At 40.1% G+C, this 12,713-nt stretch carries 9 protein-coding genes and 8 tRNA genes (1 of these 17 only partly in view); 16 read left to right on the top strand and 1 reads right to left on the bottom strand.

The genetic code is table 11. The annotated features are described in order from the left end of the window. From IGJ24_RS13110 to IGJ24_RS13075, 8 genes are all read left to right on the top strand, one after another. Positions 1 to 35, top strand: a tRNA-Val gene (locus IGJ24_RS13110); it begins 38 nt to the left of the window's first position. Between the two features lie 6 nt (positions 36 to 41). Beyond that, a tRNA-Lys gene (locus tag IGJ24_RS13105) sits at positions 42 to 114 on the top strand. Between the two features lie 16 nt (positions 115 to 130). Next, positions 131 to 212 (top strand) — tRNA-Leu (locus IGJ24_RS13100). A gap of 6 nt (positions 213 to 218) precedes the next feature. Continuing rightward, positions 219 to 294 (top strand) — tRNA-Thr (locus IGJ24_RS13095). A 4-nt stretch (positions 295 to 298) separates the two neighbouring features. Next, a tRNA-Gly gene (locus tag IGJ24_RS13090) sits at positions 299 to 370 on the top strand. Between the two features lie 15 nt (positions 371 to 385). After that, a tRNA-Leu gene (locus tag IGJ24_RS13085) sits at positions 386 to 471 on the top strand. Between the two features lie 14 nt (positions 472 to 485). After that, positions 486 to 559, top strand: a tRNA-Arg gene (locus IGJ24_RS13080). 89 nt (positions 560 to 648) lie between these two features. Further along, positions 649 to 722 (top strand) — tRNA-Pro (locus IGJ24_RS13075). 40 nt (positions 723 to 762) lie between these two features. On the opposite strand, the gene IGJ24_RS13070 is transcribed toward IGJ24_RS13075, so the two are convergent. Further along, positions 763 to 1,620, bottom strand: a complete 858-nt coding sequence (locus tag IGJ24_RS13070) for a MurR/RpiR family transcriptional regulator (RefSeq protein ID WP_002354705.1) — start codon at positions 1,618 to 1,620, stop codon at positions 763 to 765. A gap of 145 nt (positions 1,621 to 1,765) precedes the next feature. On the opposite strand from IGJ24_RS13070, the gene IGJ24_RS13065 reads away from it, so the two are divergent. The 8 genes from IGJ24_RS13065 to IGJ24_RS13030 all read left to right on the top strand — a co-directional run bounded on the left by IGJ24_RS13065 (position 1,766) and on the right by IGJ24_RS13030 (position 12,578). Continuing rightward, positions 1,766 to 3,073 carry a PTS sugar transporter subunit IIC gene (locus tag IGJ24_RS13065; RefSeq protein ID WP_353890762.1) on the top strand — a complete coding sequence of 436 codons (1,308 nt, stop codon included), beginning with the start codon at positions 1,766 to 1,768 and terminating at the stop codon, positions 3,071 to 3,073. Further along, positions 3,051 to 4,271 (top strand): aminotransferase class I/II-fold pyridoxal phosphate-dependent enzyme, encoded by a 1,221-nt coding sequence (locus IGJ24_RS13060; RefSeq protein ID WP_192211676.1) that lies wholly within the window; start codon positions 3,051 to 3,053, stop codon positions 4,269 to 4,271. The genes IGJ24_RS13065 and IGJ24_RS13060 overlap by 23 nt, the downstream gene beginning before the upstream one ends. A gap of 212 nt (positions 4,272 to 4,483) precedes the next feature. Next, a complete protein-coding gene (locus tag IGJ24_RS13055; protein ID WP_002354715.1) occupies positions 4,484 to 4,951 on the top strand; it encodes a CtsR family transcriptional regulator in 468 nt (155 codons plus the stop codon). Positions 4,952 to 4,953: 2 nt separating this feature from the next. Further along, a complete protein-coding gene (locus tag IGJ24_RS13050; RefSeq protein WP_002360915.1) occupies positions 4,954 to 7,449 on the top strand; it encodes an ATP-dependent Clp protease ATP-binding subunit in 2,496 nt (831 codons plus the stop codon). Between the two features lie 133 nt (positions 7,450 to 7,582). Continuing rightward, a complete protein-coding gene (locus IGJ24_RS13045; protein WP_002354721.1) occupies positions 7,583 to 8,617 on the top strand; it encodes an FUSC family protein in 1,035 nt (344 codons plus the stop codon). Positions 8,618 to 8,796: 179 nt separating this feature from the next. Further along, positions 8,797 to 9,717, top strand: coding sequence for a peptidase U32 family protein (locus IGJ24_RS13040; RefSeq protein ID WP_002354722.1), 921 nt, complete (start codon positions 8,797 to 8,799; stop codon positions 9,715 to 9,717). A 27-nt stretch (positions 9,718 to 9,744) separates the two neighbouring features. Beyond that, positions 9,745 to 10,992 (top strand): peptidase U32 family protein, encoded by a 1,248-nt coding sequence (locus IGJ24_RS13035; RefSeq protein ID WP_002368523.1) that lies wholly within the window; start codon positions 9,745 to 9,747, stop codon positions 10,990 to 10,992. A gap of 23 nt (positions 10,993 to 11,015) precedes the next feature. Then, complete coding sequence (locus IGJ24_RS13030; protein WP_002354724.1) at positions 11,016 to 12,578, top strand: PucR family transcriptional regulator; 1,563 nt, start codon at positions 11,016 to 11,018, stop codon at positions 12,576 to 12,578. The last annotated feature ends 135 nt before the right edge of the window (positions 12,579 to 12,713 follow it).

Genomic DNA, 12,713 nt, shown 5'->3' with positions numbered 1-12,713 from the left:
GCAGGGGGTCAGCGGTTCGATCCCGTTAACCTCCATTTTTTGAGCCGTTAGCTCAGTTGGTAGAGCATCTGACTTTTAATCAGAGGGTCACAGGTTCGAGCCCTGTACGGCTCATATTCATATTTCATTTGCGGGTGTGGCGGAATTGGCAGACGCACTAGATTTAGGATCTAGCGCCGCAAGGCGTGGGGGTTCAAGTCCCTTCACCCGCATATTTAGCCGGCTTAGCTCAGTTGGTAGAGCATCTGATTTGTAATCAGAGGGTCGAGGGTTCAAGTCCTTTAGCCGGCACCATTTTGCGGAAATAGCTCAGTGGTAGAGCACCACCTTGCCAAGGTGGGGGTCGCGGGTTCGAACCCCGTTTTCCGCTTAGCCAATTCATTACGCCGGGGTGGCGGAACTGGCAGACGCACAGGACTTAAAATCCTGCGGTGAGTGATCACCGTACCGGTTCGATTCCGGTCCTCGGCATTGTTTTATATTTAGCACCCATAGCTCAACTGGATAGAGTGTTTGACTACGAATCAAAAGGTTAGGGGTTCGACTCCCTTTGGGTGCATAGTTGAGTGATTGACTAAGTTTTAAAAAGGTGCACGTGAGTTTCTTTTTAATTCGATAGTCTTTTTTTATTACTTTAACTTCATAGCCCGGGAAGTAGCTCAGCTTGGTAGAGCACTTGGTTTGGGACCAAGGGGTCGCAGGTTCGAATCCTGTCTTCCCGATTGTGAAAAACAGTACTGATGATCAGTACTGTTTTTTTGTTTAAAATTTAAGTATCGAAGTAGGTGTATTTTTTTGTGATGTGTAATTCTTATCGAAATTGCGACTAAAAATACAGGAATAAAGGACATTGAGAATATATTCGATGGCTAGTTGAGAGGAAAAAGTCGAGACTTTGAAATCTGCATGTTCAACGTTAGGAATGGGCAAAATCACTGTGGCGTATTTAGCTAATTGGCTGTTCAAGTCTGAAGTAATGGCAATAATCGGGGTGCCTCCTTCTGCAAAAATCCGTGCTTCATTTACGATTTCTGCAGTGTTACCACTGTAAGAGACGAGGATGGCTACATCATTTTTGGTGGCATTGATGGCTAAATAAAATTGTTCAGCTTGATAAGGGATTAAATGGATAAATAGCTGAATGCGTAATAACTTTGTTTGAAAATCCGTTAAGCGAATGTAGGAGTTACTGACACCCACTGCTAAAATATTTTCAGCGGTTAAAAGTAAATCAATGCTTTTATTTAACATGGCCTCGGTTAATAACTGTTGGGTGGATTGAACAGTTTCAGTCGTTAACTGCGCAATTTTCTTGGCAATTAGTAAATCAGAATCTTGCGCTAAAAAAGGCATATTCGCATCAACATTCCGGATTGCTTGGTAGTGAATTTCTAAGTCGCGGGACAAGCGGATTTTAAATTCTTTGAAACCGCTAGTTTCTGTTTTTTTACACAAACGAACAATCGTGGAGGTTGAAGAGTTGGTGGCTTCTGCTAGTTCATAAATCGACATATGCAGGACTCGTTCAGTATGAGATAAAATAAAATCAATAATTAGCCCTTCGTTATATGTATAGCGTTCTTTTTGTTCTAAACATTCGATTAGATTCAATGGGTTCACCTCTCTGTGGTACTTTGTTTCGCTTTCAGTATACCTTAAGCGTATGAATTATGAAACATAGTTACAGAATCAGTTAGTCGTATTTACATCAGAAAGCGGTTTCTTTATGATGAGGATATCACAAAGGATTAAGGAGAGAAGTGAAATGGATAAGTTAACAAACTGGGTGGAGCAAGCCGTAGTGCCTAAAGTTTCAAGGATTACAAGTTTACGTTATTTTCAAGCCTTAAGAAATGGTTTTTTTGCAATTATGCCGTTAACAATTATTGGATCGATTTTTATGTTGATTACAGATTTTCCAGTAGCAGGGTATGGCGATTTTATGGCTGGAATTTTCGGTGCAGATTGGGCGGATATGATTTCACCAGCTTATCGAGCGACTTTCAACATGATGGGAATTATTTTTGCCGGGACGATGTCCTATAAATTGGCGGAAAGTTACGAAATGGATCGTTTAACTTCATTAATTTTAGGCATTGTCGCTTACGTAGTCGTTTTACCGAAAACGGTGACCACTGAATCAGGCGAAGTTGTGACGAAAGTTTTATCGTTTGATTGGTTAGGAACGCAAGGGGTGATTACGGCCATTATTATGTCAATTCTTTCGGTTGAGTTGACTCGTTTCTGTATTAAGAAAAAATTAGTCATCAAAATGCCTGACAGCGTGCCTGCTATGGTGAGCCAAGCTTTTAGTGCATTGATTCCTGGGATTTTTGTGGTAGCGGTGGCTTTATTGATTAATGGGATTGGGCTTTCGTTTGCGGATTCCTTCCCGCAATTAATTTATGCGGTGATTCAAGCGCCACTGCAAGGTTTAATCGGAACCCCTTTTGCAATTATTATTGTGGCTGGCTTAAATGGACTGTTCTGGTGGTTTGGAATTCATCCAACTGTCATCAATTCCATGCTATATCCTATTTTATATGCGAATGCAGACAAAAACCAAAGCTTAGCGGAATTAGGACAATTAACTGCTCAAAGTGGCAACTTTGGCACGGTCCAAATGCTCGATCAATTTGCCACAATTGGAGGCGCTGGTTGCACGGTTGGCTTGGCTATTGCAATGGCCATCGTCGGACATTCATCTAGAATGAAAGCCATGTCGAAAATTTCGTTTGTTCCAGCATTTTTCAACATTAATGAACCCTTGATTTTTGGACTCCCAGTTATTTTTAACCCTTTATTATTGATTCCGATTGCGGTCGCGCCGATTGTATCGGTCTTGATTGCCTTTCTGTCAATGAAAATTGGGTTCATGCCAATGTTTACAAACATTCAAGCACCATGGGCTACGCCCTTTCTGTTTTCGGGCTTTTTAGTGGGAAAATGGCAAGGTGCAGTGACGCAAGTTTTAGCTGTTGCCGCTAGTGTTGTTATTTATTATCCATTTGTAAAAGCCTTAGATCGACAATATCAAAAAGAAGAAGCCCATGAAGTACCAGAAACATTGTAGAGAAAGAGGAGTGAAGGAAATGCATGTTGAGAATGATGAAAATATTTGCTGTGAAGTGGAAAAAGGAATGGAAAAAATGTATCATCCGATGGTGCCCGAGTTGGTTCAAACCTCTTCCTTTTATTTTCCAACTTACGAAGAATTTATGGCAGCGAGTATAGATGAAAAAAATAATTATGTTTACACACGTGGCACCAACCCCACAACAGAAATTTTAGAGAAAAAAATTGCTCGTTTGGAACGTGGAGAAAAATGTAAAGTTTTTGCCTCAGGAATGGGCGCTATTTCGGCAACGCTGTTTACGTTGCTCCAACAAGGTGATCATGTTTTAATGGTCAATACAATTTATGGAGAATCTGTTTCATTTGTGCAATATTTAGAGAAATTTGGCGTATCCTTGACCAAAGTAGACGTTGCAGAAACAGAAGAACTTTTTCAATTTGTTCAGGAAAACACCAAAGTCATTTACTTTGAAAGTCCGTCCTCACAAAAGTTTGAACTGCTAGATTTAGAAAAAATAACTGCGTTAGCACAAAAAATTGGCGCATACACTGTCATTGATAACACGTGGGCGTCACCGTTATTTCAGCATCCTTTATGCCATAATGTGGACCTGGTGATTCATTCTTGTTCCAAATATATTGGTGGTCATTCGGATATTGTAGCAGGGGCTGTCATTGGCAAAGCAGCGCTTGTAGATCAAATTTTTGAACATGGTCATCAAGCTTTAGGAGCAGTCAATAGTCCCTTCAATTCTTGGTTAGCGTTACGAGGTATTCGTACCATGCCCGTTCGGTTGGCGCATCAGTCTCAAGCCATCCAAACGGTGCTGTCGGTTTTGCAAAAGGATTCGCGAATCAGCCGCTTATATCATCCTTTTGTAGGGAATAAACAACAACAAGCGTTAGCAGAAAAATATTTAACAGGTTATGGCTCATTGTTTGCGATTGATTTAAAAGATACCGATTTTGAACGTTTGAAAACATTTGTGAATGCATTGACGCTGGTCACAATTGGGGTCAGTTGGGGTGGCTTTGAAAGTTTGGCCTTGCCTGTATTCAAAGGCAATAACTTGGCAGCTGTTCAGAAAAGAGGCTTGTCGCCAGCGCACATTCGCATGTACGTTGGTTTGGAAGAGCCAACATCTATTATCGAAGATATTCAACAAGCCTTGGATCAAGCCTATGGCGAAGAATAGTTTTTGTGAGACATTAAGGCGGAGCCATTGTCTGCCTGTGATTTAATAACATATTTTCATTTTTAGGAGGGGAACTTAAGTCAGTTTGACTGAGGTTGCTCCTCCTGTTTTGCATTTTTTTATTAAAGTCAAAGCGTTCCTCTTTATTTAATAGGCAAAGTTCGATATAATAATGGTCAATATTAGTCAAGAGAGAAGAAGGATGGAAGACTATGAGTAATCAAAATACGTCAGATTTAATCGAGGCTTATTTAAAAAAGATTTTAGAAGAAAGTAATAAAATTGAAATCCGTCGGGCGGAAATGGCTAATTTATTTAATTGCGTTCCTTCACAAATTAACTATGTAATTAATACACGTTTTACCATCCAACGAGGCTACGCAGTTGAAAGTAAACGTGGTGGAGGCGGCTATATTCGCATTGTCAAAGTACAAATTTCAGATAACGATCAATTACTAAAACAAATGGATCAATTGATTGGCGCAACCTTAACAGAAAAAGATGCGCTAACATTTATTCAAACATTGTATGAAGAAGAAGTGATTACGAAAAAGGAAGGCAATTTAATGCTAGCTGCTTTAAGTAAAAGCACATTAAATGGTCTGGGGAATCACGAAGATTTTCTAAGAGCTCAAATAATGCGTTCATTTTTAGAGCGCTTGAGCTATGAGGAGGAATAACTATGGATGAACTATTTACAGAAAGTGCGAAAGCCGTACTGGCGATTGCCCAAGAAGAAGCGAAGTATTTTCGTCACCAATCCGTCGGTTCTGAGCATTTATTATTAGCACTCGTTTTAGAACCAAATGGGATTGCCGGAAAAACATTACGACAATTGAATACTGACACAGAAGACATCCGTGAAGAAATTGAGCATTTAAGTGGCTATGGCACCATGCAAAGTCCAATGGGAAATAACAACTTATACTTACCTTATTCACCAAGAGCCAAACAAATCTTTGCCTATGCTGGAGATGAAGCGAAGCGCTTAGGGGCTCAAAAGATTGGTACCGAGCATTTATTATTAGGCTTGTTAAGAGACGAAGAAATTTTAGCGTCTAGAATTTTAGTGAATTTGGGATTAAGCTTATCCAAAATGCGTCAATTATTATTGAAAAAAATGGGCGTTTCCGAACCCAATGGCGCACAACGTCGTCGGAATGGTCAAAATAAAAATACGCCACAAGGGACGCCAACATTGGATTCTTTAGCAAGAGATTTAACCAAGTTAGCACGAGAACAAAGCTTGGATCCAGTAGTTGGTCGCGGTACCGAAGTCCGTCGTTTGATCCAAATTTTGAGTCGCCGTACCAAAAACAATCCTGTCTTAGTCGGTGAACCAGGTGTTGGGAAAACAGCGATAGCAGAAGGCTTAGCCCAGAAAATTGTCAACCGAGAAGTCCCTGAAGATATGCAAGGCAAACGTTTAATGATGCTAGACATGGGTGCCTTGGTTGCTGGAACCAAATATCGAGGTGAGTTCGAAGATCGCTTGAAAAAAGTTGTCGATGAAATCTATCAAGATGGACAAGTCATTTTATTTATCGACGAATTGCATACCTTGATCGGTGCTGGCGGTGCAGAAGGGGCGATTGATGCTTCAAATATTTTAAAACCTGCTTTAGCACGTGGTGAGTTGCAAACCATTGGTGCGACAACTCTGGATGAATACCAAAAATATATTGAAAAAGATGCCGCTTTGGAACGTCGTTTTGCCCGTATTCAAGTAGCAGAACCAACGCCAGAAGAAGCAGAAGAAATTCTAAAAGGCTTGCGTTCACGCTATGAAAAACATCATGGCGTAGAAATTACAGATGAAGCTCTACATGCAGCGGTTCAATTATCGATTCGCTATTTAAATGACCGCCAATTACCAGATAAAGCAATTGATTTAATGGACGAATCTGCAGCAAAAGTTCGTTTAGATAAGGCAGATCAACCTTCAGAAATTAATGAATTGCGTACCGAAATTTCTCAATTAATTACGGAAAAAGAAGAGGCCATTCAAAACCAATCATTTGAAAGTGCCGCTCGGATTCGTCAAAAAGAAAAACAAGTAATGGAAAAACTAGAAGAATTGATTGCAGTGAAAGAAAAAAGTCTGTCTGGTTACAGTACGCAAGTAACAGAAGAAGACGTGGCTGGAGTCGTTTCACAATGGACAGGCGTTCCTTTGCAGCAGCTAGAGAAGAAAGAAAGCGAACGATTGATGGAATTAGAAACCATTTTACATCAACGGGTCGTTGGCCAAAATGAAGCAGTTGAAGCTGTTTCACGCGCTATCCGTCGTGCGCGTAGTGGCTTGAAAGACCCAGCAAGACCGATTGGTTCCTTCATGTTCTTAGGACCAACAGGGGTTGGGAAAACAGAACTTGCCAAAGCCTTAGCCGAAGCGATGTTTGGCAGCGAAGAAGCGTTGATTCGCGTGGACATGTCTGAGTTTATGGAAAAATACAGCACTAGCCGTTTAATCGGTTCTCCTCCAGGTTATGTCGGCTACGAAGAAGGCGGCCAACTAACTGAAAAAATTCGTCAACGTCCTTATTCCGTTATTTTGCTAGATGAAGTAGAAAAAGCCCATCCAGATGTCTTTAATATTTTATTACAAGTCTTAGATGATGGCCATTTAACGGATGCCAAAGGACGAAAAGTCGATTTCCGTAACACGATTTTAATCATGACCTCCAACTTAGGAGCAACAGCGATTCGTGAAGAAAAACATGTCGGCTTCAATGTGAAAGACATTTCTAAAAATCATGAATTAATGCAAAAACGAATCATGGAAGAATTGAAAAAAGCCTTCCGTCCAGAATTCTTAAACCGAATTGATGAAACGGTTGTATTCCATTCCTTGAAACAAGAGGAAATTCATGAAATCGTAAAAATTATGAGTCAATCTGTCGTGAAACGGATGGCCGAACAAGAGGTTAAAGTGAAAATCACACCAGCTGCAATTGAAGTTATTGGTAAAGTCGGGTTTGATCCAGAATATGGCGCACGTCCAATTCGTCGGGCCTTGCAAAAAGAAGTGGAAGATCGTTTAAGTGAAGCCCTTCTTTCTGGTCAAATTCAGTTAGGGGATAAAGTAACTTTAGGCGCTAGCAAAGGCAAAATTACGTTAAATGTGCGGGCACCAAAAGCACCAAAAACAGAAGCGAAAGAATTACAAACTGTATAGATGAGATGCGAAGTCTGGTATAAAAACCATTTAGGGTTTTTATACCAGGCTTTTCTATTTTCCAGTGGCGATTTCTTTTTGAGAATTGCCAGATTGATTTTTCTGTGCTACGTTAATAAGGAGGGGTGATGGAATGGAACAATCTTTTTTTCGAGAATTACTACATTATCAGCGTCCAAAGGATAATCCTTTTCGACTAGTGTTTGCTGGCTTGGTTATGTTCAGCATTCTTTTTTTGGGCTATATCAATCATCAATTATTGATTTCAAGCTTTGGCTCGTTAGGTATTTTTACTTTTTTATATTATCAGCCGCTACCATTAAAACAGTTAATGACTCGTTTATCTGTGGTCGGTAGTTACCTTTTTTTAGGAAATTTGTTAGGCATGTTATCGACCCATATTGCATGGCTCATTCCCATTGTTGTTGCACTGGTCGGTTTTGGTGGCCGCTTTTTCTTTGAAGTCTACGATATTTCAAAACCAGGGGCCTTCTTTGGTGTGATGGTGACAGCGATGGGTGCCAGTACGAGCATTCCGTTAGCAAAAATTCCGTTCATGAGTGGCTGTATGTTATTAGGCATTGGCTTTTCCATTTTGTTTGCACTAGTGTTGCATTTTACAGAGAAGGAAATCAGTGCCCCGCTAGCTAAGCGATCATTACGGGAACGAATTTATCGGCATCCAGAAGCGCCATTAGATAGCATATATTATAGCTTTGTCTTATTTTTTGCTGTATATATCAGCGAAAGTTTACATTTACAGAATCCATATTGGCTAGTCGTTTCCTGTGCATCCATTTTACAAGGAGACAATTTACGTGCGATTAAGCAGCGAAATATTCAGCGAATTTTTGGCACAACGATTGGATTGGTTATTTCCGCTTTTCTGCTTAATTTAGCTTTGACAACTTTTGAATCGATTGTCGTGATTACAATCTTATTTGTGACCGTTGAGTATTTTATTCGTCGTAATTATGGATTGGCGCAATTTTTCACAACGCCTATGGCTCTGATGCTTTCATTGCTCGTTCGTCAGCAGTACGTGATAACGTTGATTCAATTCCGCTTTTTGGGGATTGTTTTAGGCAGCTTGTTAGGCTTAGCGGCAGCGTGGTTATTTACCGTTGTAGTAACGTTTTATGAACGAAAATATCACTTGAACGAGTGACTAAAGAATAGATGACCAGTAATTAAAAAAGAACATTTGGTAGGTAAGCGGATGGTGCTTCTCTACCAAAATTTTTTTCGGAAACATTGTGAAAAATGTACGTTTAATACAGATAGGCTCTTTTAAAGTTTGTGAACGTATGATACTATTAAACGGTCATAAAGAAGGAGGCTATATTTATGATTGAACTGATTGCAACTGCAGAATCTGTTGAGCAGGCTGTAGAATTACTCGCAACAGGTGTGGATACATTATATATTGGAGAAGAAACATTCGGGTTGCGTTTGCCCGTATCTTTTACACGAGATGAACAACGCGAGATTGTGAAACGTGCACATGAAATGGGCAAACAAGTGCTAGTTGCAGTAAATGGCATTATGCACCCTGAAAAAATGAAATTAGTCCCAGAGTATCTGACATTTTTAAAAGAAATCAACGTCGATAAAATTACTTTGGGTGATCCAGGTATTGTGTTTATTATGCAACGAGATGGATTAGAAATTCCTTACGTTTATGATGGCGAAACTTTGGTAACGAGCTCACGTCAAATCAATTTTTGGAGTAAACGAGGAGCCATCGGAGCTGTCCTAGCTCGGGAAGTACCTTTTGAAGAAATGGTCGCAATGGAAGAAAACTTAGCAGTTCCAGCTGAAATTCTTGTCTATGGGGCGACGTGTATTCATCAATCGAAACGCCCATTAATTCAAAATTACTACAATTACACAAAGAACGACAAAGGGGTTACAAAAGACGAAGGGCTGTTTATTTCTGAACCCAAAAAACCAGAAACCCACTATTCCATTTATGAAGATAGTCATGGTACGCATATTTTTGCCAATAACGATGTGAACTTGATGAATGAGTTAACAAACTTGTATGACCATCACTATCGTACATGGAAGCTCGATGGCCTTTACACGCCAGGTGAAAATTTTGTCGCGATTGCTCGCTTATTTGCTGAAGCGAAAGCAGCACTTGAAGCGGGAACTTGGTCAGAAGATCAAGCAGCTCATGCAACAGCTGAAATTGAAAAATTACATCCAACAGGTCGTGGCTTAGACAATGGTTTCTTTGATTTAAGTGCCGATGCAATAAAATAAATTGATTCATTTAAGGGGAAGAAGAACATGAAAGTAATGACAGAACGAACATTGAAGCGTCCCGAGGTGTTGGCTCCAGCCGGGACGCTAGAAAAACTAAAAGTCGCAATTCGTTACGGTGCCGATGCCGTTTATATCGGAGGGAATGCCTACGGTCTGCGTAGCCGCGCAGGAAATTTCACGCCAGAAGAAATGGCGGAAGGCGTAGCCTTTGCCCGCGAACATAATGCGAAAGTTTATGTCGCTGCCAATATGGTCACTCATGAAGGAAACCAGGAAGGGGCAGGAGCGTTTTTCAGAGAATTGCGAGACATCGGAATTTCAGCTGTGATTGTTTCCGATCCAGCTTTAATCGAAATTTGTGCGACAGAAGCACCAGGTTTACCCATCCATTTATCGACACAAGCTTCAGCAACCAACTATGAAACATTAGAATTTTGGAAAAATGAAGGCTTAGAACGTGTGGTATTAGCGCGCGAAGTTTCAATGGAGGAAGTTGCAGCGATTCGTGAAAATACGGACATTGAGATTGAAGCCTTTATTCATGGAGCAATGTGTATTTCATATTCAGGACGTTGTACTTTATCCAACCATATGTCGATGCGGGATGCCAATCGTGGCGGTTGCTCTCAATCTTGTCGTTGGAAATACGAGTTATTTGATATGCCTTTTGGGACAGAACGTCGGAGCAAAACCAGCGAAGGGGAAGTTGAAGAAGAGTTTTCAATGAGCGCCGTAGATATGTCTATGATTGAACATATTCCAGAATTAATTGAAAATGGTGTCGATAGTTTTAAAATTGAAGGCCGCATGAAATCCATTCACTATGTTTCGACAGTCGCTAATGTGTATAAAAAAGCCGTCGATTCTTACATGGAAGATCCTGAAAACTATGTCTGCCAACAAGAGTGGATTGATGAATTATGGAAAGTAGCACAACGTGAATTAGCAACTGGATTTTATTACAATACACCAAGTGAAAATGAACAATTATTCGGCGAACGTCGTAAAATTCCACAATATAAATTTGTTGGCGAAGTGATTGCGTACAACGAAAAGACGCAAGTCGCGACAATTCGTCAACGGAACCTTTTCAGTGTCGGCGATGAAATTGAATTTTATGGTCCCGGGTTTACCCATTTCCACCAAACCGTTAAAGAGATGTATAATGAAGACGGTGAAGCGATCGATCGGGCACCTAATCCCATGATGTTATTAACGATGGAAGTGACCCAACCTGTTGCAGTCGGCGATATGATTCGTAAGAAAAAATAAACCAGCCAAAAGGAGGAGTAAATATGAGTGTCCGCGTGAATGATTTATTAAAATTACCGTCTTTGCGAGAAGCAACGGTACTTTCTGGTAAAAACCAATTGGACACATCTGTTGCTTCTCTTTCTTTTTTAGAAGTCTCTGATATGTCTTTGTTTTCGGAAAAACTTCACAAAACAAATGAATACCATGCTGGCGAAATTTTGATTGGTTCATTTTGTGCCATTCGTCATGATGTGGTGAAGCAATGCGAAACGATTCGGCATCTCCATGAATTAGGCGAAGTAGGCCTAATCTTGTACTACGTTGGGATTATCGTACCGAAAGTTGCAGAGGAAGTGATTCAATTAGCGGATTCTTTAGGTTTCATTTTAATCCAAATGCCTAAAAATGATCCCACATTACGCTACAACGAAGTCATTTATGAAGTCATGAAATTGTTAGTCAATAAAAATAAAATGGCTTCTTTTGCAACGGACCTCTTGGAAAAAGTTTCCCTTTTGCCTGAACAAAACCGCAGTGTGGAAATGACCTTGAAAATCCTATCCGATTTTTTAAAAGTCAATATTGCGTTAACCACCTATACCAATGAAATCATCAGCACCATCAATTGGCCGCGAAGCACGAAATTACCCTTAACCAAGTTACTTTATCAATCACAAGAGAAAGTAGCGCTGGGAGAAACGACCTACTTCATTACCTCGCAAAAACTTCCTCAGAAAGATGGACAAACCTTGAAGCTTTACTTCATTCGAGAAGAAGAGCAGTTAACCTCTTTTGAGATGAATCAAGCGGTGGAAGTCGTTCAGATGGCTCTGAATTTATGGGGGAAAAACTATGACGAAGTCAGTGAGTATGCCTTAGTTCAAGCAATCATTAACGATGAAAGTGATAAGATGTACCAATTAGCCAAAAAATTAATGATTGATATTTCTTCTGTCGAAACGATGTGGCTTTTGCCTATTTGGCAACAAGGACAAGAAATCCACGCTATTCAGCAAGATTTGAAAGATTTCCTACGTTACTATTACCAAACAACGATTGTCCAGCAAACAGAAAATTACCTGATTGTTCTCTTAGGTAATTATTTACACAAACAGCCTGAAGCCACGATTAGTAAAGAATACTTGCAAGCCACAGACTATCAGGACTATTTAGGTGAAATCATCCTTTGTCCGAAAGTTCGTAACACGACTGAAGTGCGTGTCAGCTACCAAACCGCTAATCAAGTCGCGCCGTTTTTAAAGCGCGTCTATCCACAAAGAAAAGTGTTATCAATCGCGGAAATTCGTACAGTTCAACAAATGATGACGTGTCTCCAAGCAGGAGAAGAAGCAATCCAACAACGCTTAGCAGTTATCCAACCTCTCTTAAAAGAATCAGAGCAGTTAATGACATTAGGGACGTTTTTACTAGATGCAAGTAGTGATTTTAAAGAATGCGGCGAACGCCTATTTGTTCATAAAAATACGGTCAAATATCGTATCAGTAAAATTAATGAAGCGCTCGGCTATGATATGACTAACGCCGCCGAAGCCTATGAAGTCTATTTGGCGATGATCTTATATCGCTTGGTCACGAATGAATGAAAAAAGCAGACAATCGGCAGTAGCCGATTTGTCTGCTTTTTTATTTTAAGCCAAAACTTCCTCGATATTTTTTTTCAATTTGAAAAAGACCTATGACTGATTTTTCGTTATAATTGAAAAAATAATTAAGGAGGA

It is taken from the genome of Enterococcus sp. DIV0546 (genome assembly GCF_051712785.1).
Lineage (GTDB): Bacteria > Bacillota > Bacilli > Lactobacillales > Enterococcaceae > Enterococcus > Enterococcus faecalis.
This window is presented reverse-complemented; position numbering and strand designations above follow the sequence as displayed.

Coding starts and splice junctions, on each gene's coding strand:
- IGJ24_RS13055 (WP_002354715.1), top strand. CDS start 4,484: ATGAGTAATCAAAATACGTCAGATTTAATCGAGGCTTATTTAAAAAAG.
- IGJ24_RS13040 (WP_002354722.1), top strand. CDS start 8,797: ATGATTGAACTGATTGCAACTGCAGAATCTGTTGAGCAGGCTGTAGAA.
- IGJ24_RS13045 (WP_002354721.1), top strand. CDS start 7,583: ATGGAACAATCTTTTTTTCGAGAATTACTACATTATCAGCGTCCAAAG.
- IGJ24_RS13065 (WP_353890762.1), top strand. CDS start 1,766: ATGGATAAGTTAACAAACTGGGTGGAGCAAGCCGTAGTGCCTAAAGTT.
- IGJ24_RS13060 (WP_192211676.1), top strand. CDS start 3,051: ATGAAGTACCAGAAACATTGTAGAGAAAGAGGAGTGAAGGAAATGCAT.
- IGJ24_RS13035 (WP_002368523.1), top strand. CDS start 9,745: ATGAAAGTAATGACAGAACGAACATTGAAGCGTCCCGAGGTGTTGGCT.
- IGJ24_RS13030 (WP_002354724.1), top strand. CDS start 11,016: ATGAGTGTCCGCGTGAATGATTTATTAAAATTACCGTCTTTGCGAGAA.
- IGJ24_RS13050 (WP_002360915.1), top strand. CDS start 4,954: ATGGATGAACTATTTACAGAAAGTGCGAAAGCCGTACTGGCGATTGCC.